Here is a 15409-nt window from a genome sequence, read left to right on the forward strand (position 1 = left end):
ACCGGACTCAACAAGACCTCACATCGAGTTAGACCCCAAAAGCGGCCCAGACAGCACCGCTGGCCCTCCCCACGATTGGACAACGCTGTGATCAAACTGAACTTCCGCCCGGCAGCGCTCGCAGCAGCAGCCTTGGCGGCCATCCTCGCCCTCTCCGGCTGTGGTGGATCCTCCGCCGGGACCTCGAGCTCGGCTGAGAACCCCTACGGCCTGATCGAACCCGGCACCATCCGCGTCGCGAGCCTGGGCGACTCGAAGCCCTACACGTTCACGGACAGCTCAGGCAACTTCACCGGCTTCGATGTGGAGCTCTTCAAGGACGTGGCCCACCGTGCCGGCGTGGACAAGGTTGTCTTCACCGGACAGGACTTCTCCGGCCTGCTCGCAGCAGTAGCCAATGGCCAGTTCGACGTCGGCGTCGCGGCCATTGGCATCACGGACAAGCGCAAGGAAACCGTTGACTTCTCCGACGGCTACCTGGCCGGCTACCTAACGGTCATCACCACCAAGACGTCAGGTATCAAGGACGTCAACGGCCTGTCCGGCAAGCGCCTGGGCGTCGTCCAGGGCACGCTCCAGGAAGCCTACGCGGTCAAGAACTTTACCTCCGCACAGCTGGTCCGCTTCCCCGACAACAACACCGCAATCTCCGCCGTCAACAGCGGCGCAGTGGACGCCCACTTCCTGGACTACGAGGCAGCCAAGGCGTACCAGGAGCAGTTCGGACTGGTCAGTGCAGCTGACATCCCGTCCTTCGACGCCCCGGCAGGCTTTGCCATTGCCAAGAACAAGCCCGCCTTCAAGGAAGCCCTGAACAAGGGTCTTGCCGCGGCCATGGAAGACGGCACCTGGAAGAAGCTCTACCAGAAGTGGTTCCCGGGCTCGCCGATGCCCGAGCAATACCTGCCCAAGGCCGAGCAGACCTCCAGCCCGTCACCAACGGCTGCAAAGTAACGCAACCGGAAACCCACCAACATTGCCGGGCGGGCCAAACCCCAAAGCCCGCCCGGCAATCCGAAAACCAACAAACGTCTGAGAGCACTCAATGGATTGGCTCAATACCATCAGCCGCACGTTCTTCGATGTCGATTCAATGATCGAAGTACTGCCCCAACTCCTGGGAGTTGGACTCCTCAACACCCTGATCATCTCCATCGCAGCAACCATCCTCGGCGTAGTGATGGGCATGGTGGTGGCGGTCATGGGGATCTCGCGGTCAAAGTGGCTGCGTATCCCGGCGCGGGTCTACACAGACCTGTTCCGTGGACTGCCCGCGATCCTCACTATCCTCCTGATCGGGCAGGGCTTTGCCCGCTTCAGCCAGTCGGTGTTTGGACCCTCGCCATATCCCTTGGGAATCATTGCGTTGAGTCTGATCGCCAGCGCCTACATCGGAGAAATCTTCCGTGCAGGCATCCAGAGCGTGGACAAAGGCCAAGGCGAGGCATGCCGGGCCCTGGGCATGAGCTACTCCAAGTCCATGGCACTGGTAGTGGTGCCACAGGGCGTCCGCCGGGTGCTGCCTGCGCTGGTAAACCAGTTCATTGCGATCGTCAAAGACTCCTCATTGGTTTACTTCCTGGGCCTGCTGGTCAGCGAACGTGAACTGTTCCGTGTGGGCCAGGATGCCGCAGTACTCTCAGGCAATCTCTCGCCGCTGGTCATGGCAGGCATCTTCTACTTGGTGATCACCGTGCCACTGACCCACCTGGTCAACTACTTCGATAACAAGTTCCGCACCGGTCGCCGCCGTCCCACAGCCCCAACCAGCGGGCTGAAGGAAGTCAAGGAACTCGATGCGGCATCGCCGCTCATCACCGGGAGCAACACGTGAACCTCACAAGCAGCAGCAACACAGCCAGTGCCAGCACAAACAAAACCACCCCGGACATCGAAAAGTTCCACGGCTCCAGCCTGGAACTGCGGAACCTGACCATGGCCTATGGCGACGTCGAAGTACTCCGCAACGTCAGCCTGAATGTGGCTCCAGGCACCACCACGTGCATCATCGGTCCGTCCGGTTCCGGCAAGTCCACCCTCCTGCGGGGCGTCAACCGCCTGCACGAACCCAAGAGCGGGGACGTGCTTCTCGCAGGCGAAAGCGCCCTCAAGGTCAAGCCGGACATCCTCCGCGCCCGCATCGGCATGGTGTTCCAGCACTTCAACCTCTTCCCTGACCACACAGCCCTGGAAAATGTGGCGTTGGCTCTGTGGAGCGTCAAGGGAATGTCCAAGAAGGAGGCACGGGAACGCGCCCGGCGCCGGCTCGCCGAAGTGGGCCTCGCCGAACGCGCCGACCACCGGCCCCGCGATCTCTCCGGCGGTCAGCAGCAGCGCGTCGCCATCGCCCGGGCGCTTGCCATGGAACCCGAAGTCATGCTCTTCGACGAAGCCACCAGCGCGCTGGACCCGGAACTCGTCAAGGGTGTCCTGAACCTCATGGCAGGCCTCGGCCGCCGCGGCATGACCATGCTGGTGGTGACTCACGAGATGGGCTTTGCCCGCAAGGTTGCTGATCAAGTGGTCTTCATGGATGAGGGCGAAGTGGTGGAAGTGGGCACGCCCGCTGAGCTCTTCGACAACCCGCGCAGCGAACGCCTGCAGCGCTTCCTTTCGGAAGTCCTGTGATGGGCGGGAATCCTGTGATGGCCCAAGGAACAGCGGCACCGATCCGGACCGCCGTCGTCGGGTTTGGCGTCTCAGGCAAGGTCTTCCATGCCCCGCTGATTGCAGCGGATCCGAACTATTCACTGGACGTCATCGTGACGGCGGACCCGGAGCGCGCCCGCGAGGCCGCCCGCCTCTACCCACAAGCGAGGATACTGCCCACTCCGGAACACATGTTCGCGCTTGCCAGCGAGCTCGATCTTGTGGTGCTGGGAACGCCGCCGCTCACCCACCTCCAGCTTGGTGCCACGGCGATCGCTTGCGGCCTGAACGTTGTGGTGGACAAACCTTTCGTCACCAGCGTCGCCCACGGTGAGGAACTGGCCACACACGCGTCCGACGCCGGTGTGCAGCTCACTGTCTTCCAGAACCGCCGGTGGGACGCCGACTTCCTGACGTTGCGCAAACTGCTGCAGGAAGGGGCGCTGGGTGAAGTACGGACTTTTGAGTCACGTTTTGAATGGTGGCGGCCTGAAGGCTTCGGAAACTGGCGCGATACATCAACCCTGGCCGAGGGCGGTGGCATCCTCCATGACCTGGGCGCCCACTTGATCGACCAAGCCATCCAGCTGTTTGGACCAGTGGAGGAAGGCTACGGCGAAACCGCAAACCATGGCCCCCACCCCGGCGCGGCAGACACGGAGGCCTTCGTCACCCTGCTCCACGAGTCCGGCGTTCGATCCCGGCTGTGGATGAACGGCATGGCGGCCCAGGTTGGCCCGCGGTTCCACGTCCTCGGATCAAAAGCCGGGTACACCAAGTGGGGTCTCGACAGCCAGGAACCGGCGCTCGCAGCCGGTGTTAGGCCGTCGGAGGCTTCCTATGGCGTTGAACCCCAGGAGTCTTGGGGGCTTCTGGGAGTGGACGGTTCAGCCACACCCGTACCTGCAGAAAAGGGCGCCTACCCGCAGTTCTACACAGAACTGGCAGCTTGCCTCCGTGGCCAAGGGCGGCTTCCCGTAGCTCCGGCCGAGGCGCTGGAAACCCTCAAAATCATCGAAAGCATCCACGCCTTCGCCTAAGTGCAAGAGCGTCCCAAGCATCCACAAGCACGAAAGAAAGGGAGAACTATGTCCTCCACCAAGCACGTCGCCGTCATCGGGGGCGGCATCCTGGGCGTTTCCACCGCCGTTCACCTGCTCCGCGGGGGAGCTTCCGTGACGCTCCTGACCGAGCAGGGCCTGGCCAGCGAGGCCACCGGCCGTTCACTGTCCTGGCTTAATTCAGCGGGCGAAAGGTCCACCCCTTACCACCAGCTGCGGCTGGCCGGCGTGGACCGGTACCGGACACTGTTCGCGGCCGACCCCACCCGCGAGTGGCTGCAGTTCGGCGGAGGCCTCATGTGGAACGCTGCCGGCCAGCGCGAGGTGACCGAAGCCCGCCATGCGTACGAACAGTCGATTGGCTACGACTCCAAACTCCTCACCCCTGAAGAGATTGCATCGGTGACGCCCGGCATCGACGCCAGCGCTGTTCCCGAGAACGCCATTTTCAACCCGGGAGAGGGCTGGGTCAGCCTGCCGGACCTGGTCAACTTCCTGATGGAGGAGTTCCACAGCCTCGGCGGCAAGCTCATCCTCAACGCGGGCAAAGTCCAGGTGACGCTCGACGGCGGCCGGGCCAACGGCGTCGAGACTGCTTCCGGCGAGACCTATCCAGCCGATGCCGTCCTCGTGGCATGCGGCGCAGCAACACCCGCCGTCGTGAAGCCGCTCGGTGTGGAAATCCCCAATGGTTCCCCGGTGTCCATGCTGGTGGTCACCAAGCCCGTGGAGCATCAGGTGAAGGCAGTGATGAATACGCCACGTGCCGCCGTCCGTCCCAACCCGGGCAACACTTTCGCCCTGGACCACGACTGGTACGAAGACCGGATCACCGAACACGCCGACGGCTCCTTCAGCATCCCGGACGAGGTTGTCCAGGAACTGGCCGACGAATCCTCCAAGCTGATTGCAGGCAACCCGGAACTCAAGCCTGCGTCCTGGAAGATCGGCTACAAGCCCATCCCCGGCGACGGTGAGCCCGTCTTCGGTGAACTGGGCCAAGTGCCCGGCTGCTTTGTAGCGTTCACGCACTCGGGTGCCACGTTGGGACTCATTGCAGGTGAACTGCTGTCCGGAGAGATCCTGACAGGCAGGAAGCACCCCATGCTGGCAACATTCCGGCCGGGCCGTTTTTCCTAGCGGTTACCCCTTCAATAAGCCGCATTAACAAGGGCCAACGGCCCCGATACGCCATCTGCATAAGCGTGTCGGGGCCGTTGGAGTTTTTGGGGTGGTGCTGCTTGCTGGTGTTATTTGGTGGTTTCGGTGCGTTGGGTGCCGGTGAAGGCGAAGGCGATGGTGCTGGTGGCGCCTTGGAAGGTGTCGTTCGCGGTGGCGGGGAACGCGGTGGTGACTTTGAGGTAGTCGGTTTTGGCCGGGGCCAGGGCGGTGAGGTTGTTTAGGACCTTGTTCGCGGTGATCACCGGGGCGGCGGCCATGACGGTGGTTTTGGTGCCGGTGCAGGTGTAGGGGGCTGCGGCGCCGGTCCAGGCGACGGAGCAGTTCTCGATGGTCAGTTGCAGGCCGTTGGTGACGTCGGTGGTGAGCAGTGAGGCGGTGGCGCCGGCGGAGGTGGTGAGGGTGACGTTGTTCAGGTCCGAGTTGCCGGTGTTGGCCAGGGTGACGAGCTTTTCGACTTTGTCTCCGGGCAGCAGGCCCGCGACGGGGACGTTGAGGGTGTTGTTCGCTCCGGTGCCCAGGGCGATGGTGACGGTGCCGGCGGTGACTTGCTGGCTGGCTGAGGTGGAGGAGGTGAACGCGCCGTAGGTTCCCATGCCGGCGACGGCGGCTGCGGTGCCGAGCAGTGCGACGGAAGCGAGGACCTTGCCGGAGGTGGTCTTGAGGCTGATGGCCATGGGAATCAGTGTCCTTTCGGGAGGCCACCGCTGCCGGCCGGCCGTTTCCTGTGCCGGCCCTGAGTGGCTGACAAGAACCACTGTGCCGGGCCAGGATCAAGGACCACTCCTGCAATCCATCAACACTTGCTCAGGAAAAGATCAATGAAGTGCAGTCCTGAAGTCGAGCAGTTTCGAAGAAGCCCCGCGAACGGCGACGGACCTATCGTTGAAATATCCGAAAGATTTCCAGCAGCGAGAGGGGCCTGCCATGACGGAGACCGGAACTACCAAGTCCTACGACGGATTCTCCGAGGACGAACGCGCCGCCATGAAGGAGCGCGCGCAAGAACTCAAAAAGACCAGGAAGGCTTCCAAAGCCGACGGCGAGAGCGACGTCCTGGCAAAAATCGCCGAGATGCCACCGGCGGACAAGGCCATTGCGCAGCGACTCCATGCGCTCATCAGGGAGCACGCGCCGGAGCTTTCCCCGAAGACTTGGTACGGAATGCCGGCGTATGCCAAGGACGGGAAGAACATCGTCTTCTTCAAGAGCGCCGACAAGTTCAAGAGCAGGTATGCCACTCTCGGCTTCGAAGAGAGTGCGATGCTCGATGACGGCAACATGTGGCCAACATCGTATGCCCTGACTGAACTCACCCCGGAGCTTGAAACAACGATCGTCGAGCTCATCAAGAGGGCGGTCGGCTAGCGGAGCGGAACCGGCGACGACGGCGGCGGTCACCCTGGAAGGTGACGGCCGCCGTCGTACGTGTTCAGGTCCTGAAGGGGCCTAACTTGGCGGCTGATCCGGTTGGTGTGTTGGATCCGGATGTGGCGGAACGGGACCAGGATCCGGAACCGGAAGCGGCCCGGGCGTCGGATTTGGATCCGGAATAGGGCTGGGCGGGAACGGGGTAGTGGGATCTGGTGGTGGCTGGACCGGCCCCGGTTCCGGCGGGAACGGCTCAGGTTCGTGAGTCGGAGGAAGCGTCATCATCTCTCCTTTTGGAACTCGGAATTGGTCCTTCCCACACTAGTGATTATGTGTGCAGAGTCCAGAGCTCACTGGTCGCGTTGACGGGCCGCAAAAAAGTTTTCAAAAAAGTTCGTACCTCGCGTAACCCTTTCGCGTATCCCGACGATTACGTCTTTGAAAGGGCCGGGCTGGAATTTGTCCCCCATCATGTTCCAGCCCGGTTCTTCTCTTTCCTGATGAGATTTTGAGGGACATGATGGGCCATCCTTGGGGTGGCCCGGTTGAGCAGATACCCTTGGTGGGTTGCCGTCGAGCCAAGGCGGACGACCCTGCTCCAAACCCGGACCTGCCGCCGATCGAAAGTCCCTTTACTGTGACCGACGCATTGACCGACGAAGCGCTTCACGCGCTCAAGGGCAATAACGCGGAACTGTTCAGCGCCGTCTACCAGGCGTACGCCGGACCGGTTCTCGGCTACCTGACTGCTAAAGGCGTGTCGGATCCCGAGGCCATCACACAGGACGTGTTCCTTGCTGTCCTGCCCCGATTGGATGAGATCCGGGGAGGAGCAGGCGGATTACGGACCTTTGTTTTTTCCGTGGCCCACGCCCGCATGGTAGATGAGCATCGGAAGCAAAGCAGGGCCCCGGAACACCACCAGTTCGAGCCGGAGCGCGATACCCGCGAATCGGGTTCTGCAGAATCAGAGGCAATGGGCCTCCTGGCCCCTCACGAGGTCATGAAGCTCCTGGATTACCTCGGGGACGATCAACGCGAGGTGCTGGTCCTGCGGATCGTGGCAGGCCTGACCGTTGAGCAGGTGGCCGTCACCATGGGGAAATCCGCCGGCGCGGTGAAGCAACTGCAGCGCAGGGCTTTGATGACGCTCCGTGAGCATTCGGCAGTAAAGGAATACGTGTCCTCATGACATACAGGGATATGGAACGCGAAGATATCGTCGACGAGCTCCTGCTCGACGCCGGGCCCACTGACGCGCCCGACCTTCGCCAGGCCCTGCTCTCCATGCGTTCCTTCGCGACCCTCCCGGCACCTGCCCCGAACGCGGCGCTGGCCGCGATGCTCGCCGGACCCCATGATGAAGTCAGCAAGCGCCGTTTGCGAAACAAACACCGCACGGCTGTGGTGGGCGTTGCCGTGGTTGCGGCTATGGGGCTCGGCGTGAGTGGTGTGGCTGCGGCCAGTTCCGGTTTCACCCGCACACCCACCTTCGTTGATGCGCTGATGGGCAATTTCGCTACGAAACCTTCGGCCGCAGCGCCTGCGCCTGACGCTCCGAAGGTCAGCACCGAACCAGCGCCCTCAGTGGATCCCGCAGCCCTTCCGCCAGTCACCGAATCACCTGCGGTGCCGCAGGCTCCCGACGCTGCCGGGCCGTCAGGCCAGGCTTCTTTGCAGCCAGCGGCTGGAGTGCAGCCAGCGACCGGAGTCCGGCCAGCGCCTGGAGCGCAGGCAGAACCTGGGGCGCGGCCGGCCGACGTCGCGAACGTCCCGGCTTCGGGCGCGGGCGGCGAGTTGCCCCCTACGGGCCAAGCGAAGCCTGCGGAAGCAGAGCCTCGGGAGATAAGCCTTGACGAGGGAAAGCTTGGGCAGGCCGGGCTCCCTGACGTTGTTGAACCAACCGCCGCGCCGACTGCAACTGCCAAGCCCGCTCCGGCCCACGGTAACAAACCAAGCCAGGCACTCCCATCGCTGGGCGGGAAGCCGTCTCACGAAGAGTTCCAGTCCTTTATGGAGAAGCTGAAGCAGTGGTTGAGGGGCGCGGGACACTAAGCTTGCCTCATGATGCATGTCAACGATCCGGCCGTAGTGGAACGATTGATGCGAACAAAAGCATGCTGGGCAATAGTAGGGCTTAGCAACAATGAGTGGCGCTCCGCATACGACGTCTCCCTGTACGTTCGGGACCGCATGGGCATGGAGATCATCCCCGTGAACCTCAAGGGCGAGGACGTCCATGGTGAAAAGGGATACAAGTCCCTTATGGATATTCCTGCGGAGAAACACCCCATTGACGTCGTTGACTGCTTCGTCAACTCCCAGCGGGTGGGCGCTGTTATTGATCAGGCAATTGCCATCGGTGCCAAGGCTGTGTGGCTGCAGCTGGGCGTTTTTGACGACGACGCCGTGCAGCGCGCCAGGGATGCGGGCCTGGACGTCGTGGTCAATTCCTGCCCGGCACGCGAAGGCTGGCATTACGGCCTGTAATCGCCGGGTCGAATCCTTTGCTAATCTGCAGCTGACTCATTCTTTTAGCCTTGGGGGACGGCCATGTGTGGCGACCATTCAGCGGTGCCCATTTCCATGCCAGTTTCCCAACCAGCCCGGCGGGCCGTTCTGGGGGTATTCGGTGCTTCGCTCGTTGCCGGTTTGAGTGCCTGCGCTGCACCCGAAACCACAACCGCGCAAAGCACAGTCCCTCAAAGCACGACGCCGGAGCTGCCGCACGGTTCCGCGTCGGCGTCGCCCGAGGTGGCGGGCCCGAACGGCGGGTTGTCGGTCGGGGGTGAGGTGCCGCCGTCGTCCAGTGCAGCCCCAACCCCAACGCCCGCCGCCACGAAACGGATCCGGCGGACGTTCATCCCCGATTACCAGCTTCCGCCGATTGTTGGCGGCCTTGCACCCGTGATCACCAAGATCGAGACCAAACACCCGGTAGTGTTCCTGACGATCGACGACGGCAACATCAAAACCCCGGAATCGGTCAAGCTCATGGCTGACTACGACTATCCGGCGTCCCTGTTCCTGACCAGGGACACCATCGCGGACAACCCCGCATTCTTCAACGCGTTCAAGGCGCAAGGCAGCCTGGTGGAGAACCACACCGTCACGCACAACATCAACATGGTGCGGCAGTGGGGGTACCAGCAGCAGCTGAACGACATCGTGGGCATGCAGGACTACGCGCTTCAGCATTACGGCCGGCGTCCCACGCTGTTCCGGCCCCCGGGCGGAGCCTACTCCAACGTCATGCGCCAGGCGGTTGCGGCCGCTGGAATGAAGGCGATCGTCACGTGGGAGGCCAAGGCGAACGCCGGAAAAATGGACTACCAGGTTGGTAACTCCCTGCGTCCCGGCGACATCGTGCTGATGCATTTCCGTGCCGAGTTCGCCGCGGACCTCGCTGCGTTCCGTGCTGCGCAGTTGGCTGCGGGCCTGGAAGTGGTGCTGCTGGAGGACTTCCTGGGCGTGGCATAGGGCCGGGTAAGCTCACCTCCATGGACGTTTCCCAGCTCCGCCGGATCTGCCTGGGTTTTCCCGGTGCCTTTGAAGACTTCCCCTTCGGACCTGAAACCTCCGTGTTCAAGGTGCGGGCCGCCGTCGCGGGTGGAGCGCGGCACGAGGCCAAGATGTTCGCGCTTTCCGCCATGGATCCTGACAATTGGTCCGTGAGCCTGAAGTGCGAGCCCGCGTTGGCAGAGCAACTCCGCGCAGCGCATCCCGAGATCACGGGTGCCTGGCATATGAACAAGACCCATTGGAACGGCGTCCGACTGGATGGAGCCCTTCCCGATGACATGATCCGGGACATGGTGGAGGACTCCTATGACCTGGTGGTGGCTACGCTAAGCCGCAAGCAGCAGGAACAGCTCGGCTGGGCGCGGCTCGCCAACGGCACTGGTTTCTGAGGCCGGGCTGCGCCGGCTCTGACACGGCCCCGCACCCTCTCCCCACGCCGCTGACATGGGGCTAGATTGATAGTGCAAGCCAACGGGCGCAGCTGGGGCTGGTCAGGAGCGGGTTGATGCTGGATCAGGGAACTTTGGATCACTTATGGAACCTTGGCGACCCGGCAGCGTCCGAAGCCAGGTTTCGTGCAGCCATGCTGGAGGAAATCTACGACGCCGATGAGCGGGCCGAGCTGGCAACCCAGCTTGGTCGGGCCATCGGCCTGCAGGGCAGGTGGGAGGAAGCTGACGCACTCCTTGACGGGATCGACGGCGACGAACCCACTGTGGGCGTGCGGGTACTTTTGGAGCGCGGCCGGATTTTGAACGCCGGCGGGCATCCAGCGATGGCGGTGCCGCTGCTGGAGCAGGCGGCAGAGTTGGCTGACCACCTTGGTGAGGAATTCCTGGCTGTGGACGCACTGCACATGCTCTCCATTGCGGACACCGCCCACGCGGAAGCCTGGATGCGGAGCGCCCTGGAATACGCCTCCACGGCCCGTCATGAGCGAACCAAGCGATGGATGATTGCTTTGCACACAAGTCTTGGTTGGTTTCTGCACGGTAACGGGCGCTTCACCGAGGCCTTGGTGGAGTTCCAATTGGCCGAACAATGGGCGGAAAGACTGGGAACTGAGCGGCAAAAGCTGCTCGCGCGGGAAGCGATTACCGAGTGTGGAAAAGCCCTTGCGGAGGGTCCGTAGAAAGATCACGCTTTGACAAATGTTGATCGAAACTACCGAGAAATATTGATTTTCGATCATTCGTGGTGAAGTATGTCACACGAAGGTTGGCGCTGCAGAGTGGCCAACCCAGACTGTCCGACTTTCCGGCCGCCTGCCGCAACAGTCGACATTACGAGTCACTGGAGGGTTACGAAAATGAACGTTCAGCACCAGTCCCTTGGCCGCCGCGGATTCCTCCGCGGGGCACTCGCAGCTGCGGTGCTCGTCCCCATAGGGGGATCCATTGCGTCCTGCGCAGCAGGTGGTGGCGGTACGACTACAGGCCCCACGGGCACTGTCTCCGACACCAACCCCTTTGGCATGGCGGACAAGTCCACCGTTGACGCCGTGATCTTCAAGGGCGGCTATGGCATCGACTACGTGGAGTTCGCCGGCAAGGCCTTCGAAAAGGCCCACTCGGGTTCCACCGCCAAGATTGCCCCGTCAACGGATATCGCACAGGAGCTCCAGCCGCGCTTCGTCGGTGGCAACCCGCCGGACCTGATCGACAACTCCGGTGCCAAGGCCATTGGTTTCAGCACCATCCTTGCCCAGCTTGAGGACCTCACCAGCGTGGTGGAGGCCAAGAACCTCGAAGGCAAGGTCATCAAGGACACCCTCTACACCGGCGTGCTCGCTCCAGGGACCTTCGAGGGCAAGCTGGCGGCCCTGAACTATGTGCTCACCGTTTACGCCATGTGGTATTCGGACTCCCTCCTTAAGGAAAACGGCTGGACCGTTCCCAAGACCTGGGACGAAATGTACGCGCTCGGCGAGCAGGCCAAGGCTAAGGGCAAGTACCTGTTCCTCTGGGGCAAGGAAGCAGCCACGTATTACCAGGAAATGGCGATCGCCTCCGCTATCAAGGAAGGCGGCGACGACGTCCGGTTGGCCTTGGAGAACCTCAAGGCAGACTGCTGGTCGCACCCGGCCATCCAGTCCGTCTTCACGGCCTTGGACAAGATCATCAAGGCGGGATACTTCAAGCCCGGCGGTTCCGGAACGCAGTTCACGGCAGCGCAGGCCCAGTGGAGCAATGCCCAGGAAGCGGTTTTCTACCCGTCCGGTTCGTGGATCGAAAACGAGATGAAGGACCAGACCAAGGCGGACTTCAAGATGACGGGCGCACCAGTGCCTTCAGTGAGCGCGAGCCCCAAAAAGCCGTACGCCTCGCTGCACAGCGCAGCCGGCGAGCCTTACGTCGTTCCGTCCCAAGGCAAGAACGTTGCCGGCGGCAAGGAATTGCTCCGCGTCATGCTCTCCAAGGAAGCTGCTACCAACTTCGCAAAGACCAAGCTTGCTCCCACCATCGTCAAGGACACCGTGCCGGCCGACGGCTTCGGTTCCACGGCGTTGGTCTCGCAGACAAAGCTGCTCAGCGATGCAGGCGAGAACATCTACACCTGGAACTTCATCGACCTCTACGGCACCAACAAGGACCAGCTCGTCGTCTGGAACACCTTCCTCGATGGCAAGTCGGACGTTGCGACGCTGACCTCCGCCCTCCAGAACATCACCGACAAGGTCCGCAACGACAGCTCGGTCAAGAAGATTGAAGTGAAGTGACCGTAGTGAAAACCAAGCAGAGCCGGAACGACGACGGCCTGGCCGCCGTCGTTCCGGCCATGGCCCCACCGGTTGTGGTGAGGCGCCGGCGCAAGCCGCTGACGTGGGACAAGGTCAGCTTCTTCGCGGTGTTCCTTGGCCTGCCGCTGGCGATCTATCTCTTGTTCGTGATCTGGCCGTTCATCCAGGCCTTCGGATATTCCTTGACGGACTGGTCGGGTTTTTCGCCCACACAGAACTTCATCGGCTTTGAGAACTACGCCAGGATCTTCTCGGACGACATCTTCATGAAGGCGATGGGGAACAACATTCTCCTGGTCATCGTGCTGCCTATCGTCACCATCATCCTGAGCCTGGTCCTCGCAACCATGGTCACCGTGGGTGGGAGCAGCAAGGGCCAGATCAAGGGGCTGCGCAATTCCAGCTTCTACCGCGTTGTTTCGTTCTTCCCGTACACGATTCCTGCCATCGCGATCGGCATCATGTGGGGCCAGATTTATGATCCGTCCGGGGGTCTGCTCAACGGGATCCTGACCAGCATGGGCCTTGACCAGTTCAAGGACTTCGCGTGGCTGGGCGATAAGAACACAGCCATGACCGCCACCATGTTCGTGATTGTGTGGGGCTTTGTTGGCTTCTACATGGTCCTTTTCGTGGCCGGCATCAAGGGCATTCCTGCTGAGCTGTTCGAGGCCGCCAGGATCGACGGCGCGGGAAGGCTCCGCACCGCCGTGTCCATCACCATCCCCCTGATCAGGGACAACATCCAGACCGCCTATATCTACATGGGCATCCTGGCGCTCGATGCGTTCGTCTACATGGCGGCGCTGAACTCCGGCGGTGGTCCGGACAACTCGACGCTCGTGATGGCACAGCAATTGTTCTTCACGGCTTTCAGCAAGGGCCAATTCGGATTGGCCAGTGCCATGGGCGTTGTCCTGGCCGTGGCCACCCTGATCTTCTCCGGCCTGGTGTTCGTGGTTAACCGGCTCACTGGTGGCGACAAGGACGTGAGCATCTAATGACAACAAAAGTCTCAACCCCTGAAATGAAGTCGCTGCATTTCCAGCCGCGCAAACCCGCCACTACTCCCGGGGACAAACTGGTGGGCGCTGTTTCACACACTGCGCTGACCATTTGGTCGCTCATCGTGATCCTGCCGTTGTTGTGGACGTTCATGTCCTCCTTCAAGACATCCAGCGAGATCTTCGCCTCTCCGTTCGCTTTGCCCTCGCAGTGGCGGTTCGACAACTATGTGAAGGCCTGGAGTGAGGCCGGGATCGGGAGCTATTTCCTGAACTCCGTGGTTGTGGTGGGCTCGGCACTGGTGATCGTCATGGTGCTCGGTGCAATGTGCGCCTACGTCCTGGCGAGGTACACATTCCCGGGCAGCCGGGCGATCTACTACCTCATGCTGGCCGGCCTGACGTTCCCGATCTTCCTTGCCATGGTCCCGCTGTTCTTCGTGCTGAAGAACATCGGACTGCTGAACACCCTGCCGGGCCTGATCATTGTGTACGTAGGGTTCGCCCTGCCGTTCACAGTGTTCTTCCTGTTCTCCTTCTTCAAGTCCCTGCCGCACGAAATCACCGAAGCAGCAGCACTCGACGGAGCAGGGGAGTGGCGGACCTTCTTCCAGGTCATGCTGCCGATGGCCAAGCCGGGCCTCGCCTCGGTTGCCATCTTCAACTTCCTGGGCCTGTGGAACCAGTTCCTCATCCCTGTATCCATCAATGCTGCAGGGCCGCGTGTTCTCTCGCAGGGCCTCGCGGCTTTCGCCGGCCAGATGGGGTACGCCGTGGACTTCGGGGCACTCTTCGCCGCCGTCACTGTCACGGTGGTTCCTGTGCTGATTGTGTACGTCATCTTCCAGCGTCAACTGCAGGGTTCGGTCTCGCAGGGCACTTCGAAATAGCACACGCCTGCCAAAAGCAACGCGGGGTCACTTACGGCCCATCCCAAGGGGATTTATGGGCCGTAAGTGACCCCGCGTTGCTTTAAGAGGGAGGTTAGAACATCCAGGGGATCTCCGCGTGGCCGAAGTCGGAGAACGAGCCGAAGCGGCCCGCCTTGAACGCGAGCACTTCGCCGTCCCGGTCCCGGCACGTGGTGACCTGGCCGAAGAAGACCTGGTGATCTCCGACGTCGTACTGCTGCACAACGGTGCAATCAGCCTGGGCGAGGGCGCCCTTGATGACGGGAAGTCCATTCTCGGTCATGTCGAATTCGCCCTCGCCGAAACGGTCGCCGCCCCGCACCGCAAAGCGTCGCGCCATCGACTCCTGCTTGGCCCCAAGGATCGAGACGGCGAACTTGCCACTCTCGATCAACGCCTCACCGGTCCGCGTGCCGAAGTTCAGCGAGATCATGAGGATAGGCGGTTCCAGGCTGATGGAGGTCAACGAGCTGATGGTCATTCCGTACAGCTCATCCTCGTGCTTGGTGGTGACCACGGCGACACCCGTGAGGAAGCGGCCCATTGCGCGGCGCATCCCCATGGCATCGGGAACAGTGAAGAGCGGTGCGAGGCTCATGTCAGTTGCTCCGCTCGGCTGTTGCGGGATCCGTGTAGTACCGGACCTCGAACATCTTGGCCCCGGTCTCGGAAACCCACGGACCGTGTTCCATGCCCGGCGGGCGGGTGGCCCAATCGCCGGCTTTGAAGGTCTTGCCCAGGCGCTGGTCCACGAACGAGCCCTCGAAGATGAAGACCTCTTCCCAGAAATCGTGCGTCAGGACACCATTGGGTGAGGTGTCCGTCCCGGGTTCGAACTTGAGGATGCGTGTGACGCTGTCATTGTCCGAATCCCGGGCAAGGATGGCCTCCGACAAGCCCTCAATGTGCGGGTTGCAGGGTGCGAAATCCACCGAGGATGTGGGGGTGAACTCGAATTCGGGCTTTGCCATG

The 15409-nt window shown here is 62.0% G+C and carries 18 protein-coding genes; 15 read left to right on the forward strand and 3 right to left on the reverse strand.

Annotated elements, in window-relative coordinates; genetic code table 11:
• The first annotated feature begins 87 nt into the window (after positions 1-87).
• The 5 genes from AC6I99_RS02980 (at position 88) to AC6I99_RS03000 (ending at position 4850) form a co-directional block, all read left to right on the forward strand.
• Positions 88-954, forward strand: a complete 867-nt coding sequence (locus tag AC6I99_RS02980) for an ABC transporter substrate-binding protein (protein ID WP_224166297.1) — start codon at positions 88-90, stop codon at positions 952-954.
• Positions 955-1045: 91 nt separating this feature from the next.
• Positions 1046-1834, forward strand: a complete 789-nt coding sequence (locus AC6I99_RS02985; RefSeq protein WP_224166298.1) for an amino acid ABC transporter permease — start codon at positions 1046-1048, stop codon at positions 1832-1834.
• On the forward strand, positions 1831-2628 hold the full coding sequence (locus tag AC6I99_RS02990) for an amino acid ABC transporter ATP-binding protein (RefSeq protein ID WP_275965067.1): 798 nt from the start codon (positions 1831-1833) through the stop codon (positions 2626-2628). The genes AC6I99_RS02985 and AC6I99_RS02990 overlap by 4 nt, the downstream gene beginning before the upstream one ends.
• Positions 2629-2645: 17 nt before the next feature.
• Complete coding sequence (locus AC6I99_RS02995) at positions 2646-3689, forward strand: Gfo/Idh/MocA family protein (RefSeq protein ID WP_497960210.1); 1044 nt, start codon at positions 2646-2648, stop codon at positions 3687-3689.
• A gap of 48 nt (positions 3690-3737) precedes the next feature.
• Positions 3738-4850 carry an NAD(P)/FAD-dependent oxidoreductase gene (locus AC6I99_RS03000; RefSeq protein WP_497960213.1) on the forward strand — a complete coding sequence of 371 codons (1113 nt, stop codon included), beginning with the start codon at positions 3738-3740 and terminating at the stop codon, positions 4848-4850.
• Between the two features lie 110 nt (positions 4851-4960).
• Here the strand turns inward: AC6I99_RS03000 and AC6I99_RS03005 are convergent, their stop codons facing one another.
• A complete protein-coding gene (locus tag AC6I99_RS03005) occupies positions 4961-5566 on the reverse strand; it encodes a TasA family protein (protein WP_497960216.1) in 606 nt (201 codons plus the stop codon).
• Between the two features lie 250 nt (positions 5567-5816).
• On the opposite strand from AC6I99_RS03005, the gene AC6I99_RS03010 reads away from it, so the two are divergent.
• The 10 genes from AC6I99_RS03010 (at position 5817) to AC6I99_RS03055 (ending at position 14416) form a co-directional block, all read left to right on the forward strand.
• Positions 5817-6257 carry an iron chaperone gene (locus AC6I99_RS03010; RefSeq protein ID WP_224094103.1) on the forward strand — a complete coding sequence of 147 codons (441 nt, stop codon included), beginning with the start codon at positions 5817-5819 and terminating at the stop codon, positions 6255-6257.
• Positions 6258-6897: 640 nt separating this feature from the next.
• Positions 6898-7452 (forward strand): RNA polymerase sigma factor, encoded by a 555-nt coding sequence (locus tag AC6I99_RS03015; RefSeq protein ID WP_497961913.1) that lies wholly within the window; start codon positions 6898-6900, stop codon positions 7450-7452.
• Positions 7449-8315 carry a hypothetical protein gene (locus AC6I99_RS03020; RefSeq protein ID WP_497960219.1) on the forward strand — a complete coding sequence of 289 codons (867 nt, stop codon included), beginning with the start codon at positions 7449-7451 and terminating at the stop codon, positions 8313-8315. The genes AC6I99_RS03015 and AC6I99_RS03020 overlap by 4 nt, the downstream gene beginning before the upstream one ends.
• A 9-nt stretch (positions 8316-8324) precedes the next feature.
• Positions 8325-8750 (forward strand): CoA-binding protein, encoded by a 426-nt coding sequence (locus AC6I99_RS03025; RefSeq protein ID WP_497960221.1) that lies wholly within the window; start codon positions 8325-8327, stop codon positions 8748-8750.
• Between the two features lie 96 nt (positions 8751-8846).
• Positions 8847-9740, forward strand: a complete 894-nt coding sequence (locus AC6I99_RS03030) for a polysaccharide deacetylase family protein (protein WP_497946740.1) — start codon at positions 8847-8849, stop codon at positions 9738-9740.
• Positions 9741-9760: 20 nt separating this feature from the next.
• Positions 9761-10171 (forward strand): MmcQ/YjbR family DNA-binding protein, encoded by a 411-nt coding sequence (locus AC6I99_RS03035; protein WP_497960223.1) that lies wholly within the window; start codon positions 9761-9763, stop codon positions 10169-10171.
• A 116-nt stretch (positions 10172-10287) separates the two neighbouring features.
• Entirely contained in the window at positions 10288-10914 is a 627-nt protein-coding gene (locus AC6I99_RS03040; protein ID WP_497960226.1) for a hypothetical protein, read from the forward strand.
• A gap of 177 nt (positions 10915-11091) precedes the next feature.
• Complete coding sequence (gene ngcE, locus AC6I99_RS03045) at positions 11092-12501, forward strand: N-acetylglucosamine/diacetylchitobiose ABC transporter substrate-binding protein (RefSeq protein WP_497960228.1); 1410 nt, start codon at positions 11092-11094, stop codon at positions 12499-12501.
• The gene (locus AC6I99_RS03050) at positions 12498-13523 is read left to right on the forward strand and encodes a carbohydrate ABC transporter permease (protein WP_224166306.1); all 1026 of its coding nucleotides are present in this window, start codon (positions 12498-12500) and stop codon (positions 13521-13523) included. The genes ngcE and AC6I99_RS03050 overlap by 4 nt, the downstream gene beginning before the upstream one ends.
• Positions 13523-14416 carry a carbohydrate ABC transporter permease gene (locus tag AC6I99_RS03055; RefSeq protein ID WP_216922004.1) on the forward strand — a complete coding sequence of 298 codons (894 nt, stop codon included), beginning with the start codon at positions 13523-13525 and terminating at the stop codon, positions 14414-14416. The genes AC6I99_RS03050 and AC6I99_RS03055 overlap by 1 nt, the downstream gene beginning before the upstream one ends.
• 94 nt (positions 14417-14510) lie before the next feature.
• Here AC6I99_RS03055 and AC6I99_RS03060 read toward each other — a convergent pair whose 3' ends face one another.
• Both AC6I99_RS03060 and AC6I99_RS03065 read right to left on the reverse strand, forming a co-directional pair.
• Positions 14511-15035 carry a flavin reductase family protein gene (locus tag AC6I99_RS03060; protein WP_497946735.1) on the reverse strand — a complete coding sequence of 175 codons (525 nt, stop codon included), beginning with the start codon at positions 15033-15035 and terminating at the stop codon, positions 14511-14513.
• A 1-nt stretch (position 15036) separates the two neighbouring features.
• Positions 15037-15408 (reverse strand): cupin domain-containing protein, encoded by a 372-nt coding sequence (locus AC6I99_RS03065; RefSeq protein ID WP_497960232.1) that lies wholly within the window; start codon positions 15406-15408, stop codon positions 15037-15039.
• Position 15409: the final 1 nt, after the last annotated feature.

This window comes from Arthrobacter sp. TmtSoilC77, from assembly GCF_059739415.1.

Excerpts from the sequence above, each read along its gene's own strand:
- AC6I99_RS03055 (WP_216922004.1), top strand. The coding sequence starts at position 13,523 with ATGACAACAAAAGTCTCAACCCCTGAAATGAAGTCGCTGCATTTCCAG.
- AC6I99_RS03000 (WP_497960213.1), top strand. The coding sequence starts at position 3,738 with ATGTCCTCCACCAAGCACGTCGCCGTCATCGGGGGCGGCATCCTGGGC.
- ngcE (WP_497960228.1), top strand. The coding sequence starts at position 11,092 with ATGAACGTTCAGCACCAGTCCCTTGGCCGCCGCGGATTCCTCCGCGGG.
- AC6I99_RS03025 (WP_497960221.1), top strand. The coding sequence starts at position 8,325 with ATGATGCATGTCAACGATCCGGCCGTAGTGGAACGATTGATGCGAACA.
- AC6I99_RS03035 (WP_497960223.1), top strand. The coding sequence starts at position 9,761 with ATGGACGTTTCCCAGCTCCGCCGGATCTGCCTGGGTTTTCCCGGTGCC.
- AC6I99_RS02985 (WP_224166298.1), top strand. The coding sequence starts at position 1,046 with ATGGATTGGCTCAATACCATCAGCCGCACGTTCTTCGATGTCGATTCA.
- AC6I99_RS03010 (WP_224094103.1), top strand. The coding sequence starts at position 5,817 with ATGACGGAGACCGGAACTACCAAGTCCTACGACGGATTCTCCGAGGAC.
- AC6I99_RS03060 (WP_497946735.1), bottom strand. The coding sequence starts at position 15,035 with ATGAGCCTCGCACCGCTCTTCACTGTTCCCGATGCCATGGGGATGCGC.
- AC6I99_RS03065 (WP_497960232.1), bottom strand. The coding sequence starts at position 15,408 with ATGGCAAAGCCCGAATTCGAGTTCACCCCCACATCCTCGGTGGATTTC.
- AC6I99_RS03040 (WP_497960226.1), top strand. The coding sequence starts at position 10,288 with ATGCTGGATCAGGGAACTTTGGATCACTTATGGAACCTTGGCGACCCG.
- AC6I99_RS02995 (WP_497960210.1), top strand. The coding sequence starts at position 2,646 with ATGGCCCAAGGAACAGCGGCACCGATCCGGACCGCCGTCGTCGGGTTT.
- AC6I99_RS03030 (WP_497946740.1), top strand. The coding sequence starts at position 8,847 with ATGCCAGTTTCCCAACCAGCCCGGCGGGCCGTTCTGGGGGTATTCGGT.
- AC6I99_RS03005 (WP_497960216.1), bottom strand. The coding sequence starts at position 5,566 with ATGGCCATCAGCCTCAAGACCACCTCCGGCAAGGTCCTCGCTTCCGTC.
- AC6I99_RS03020 (WP_497960219.1), top strand. The coding sequence starts at position 7,449 with ATGACATACAGGGATATGGAACGCGAAGATATCGTCGACGAGCTCCTG.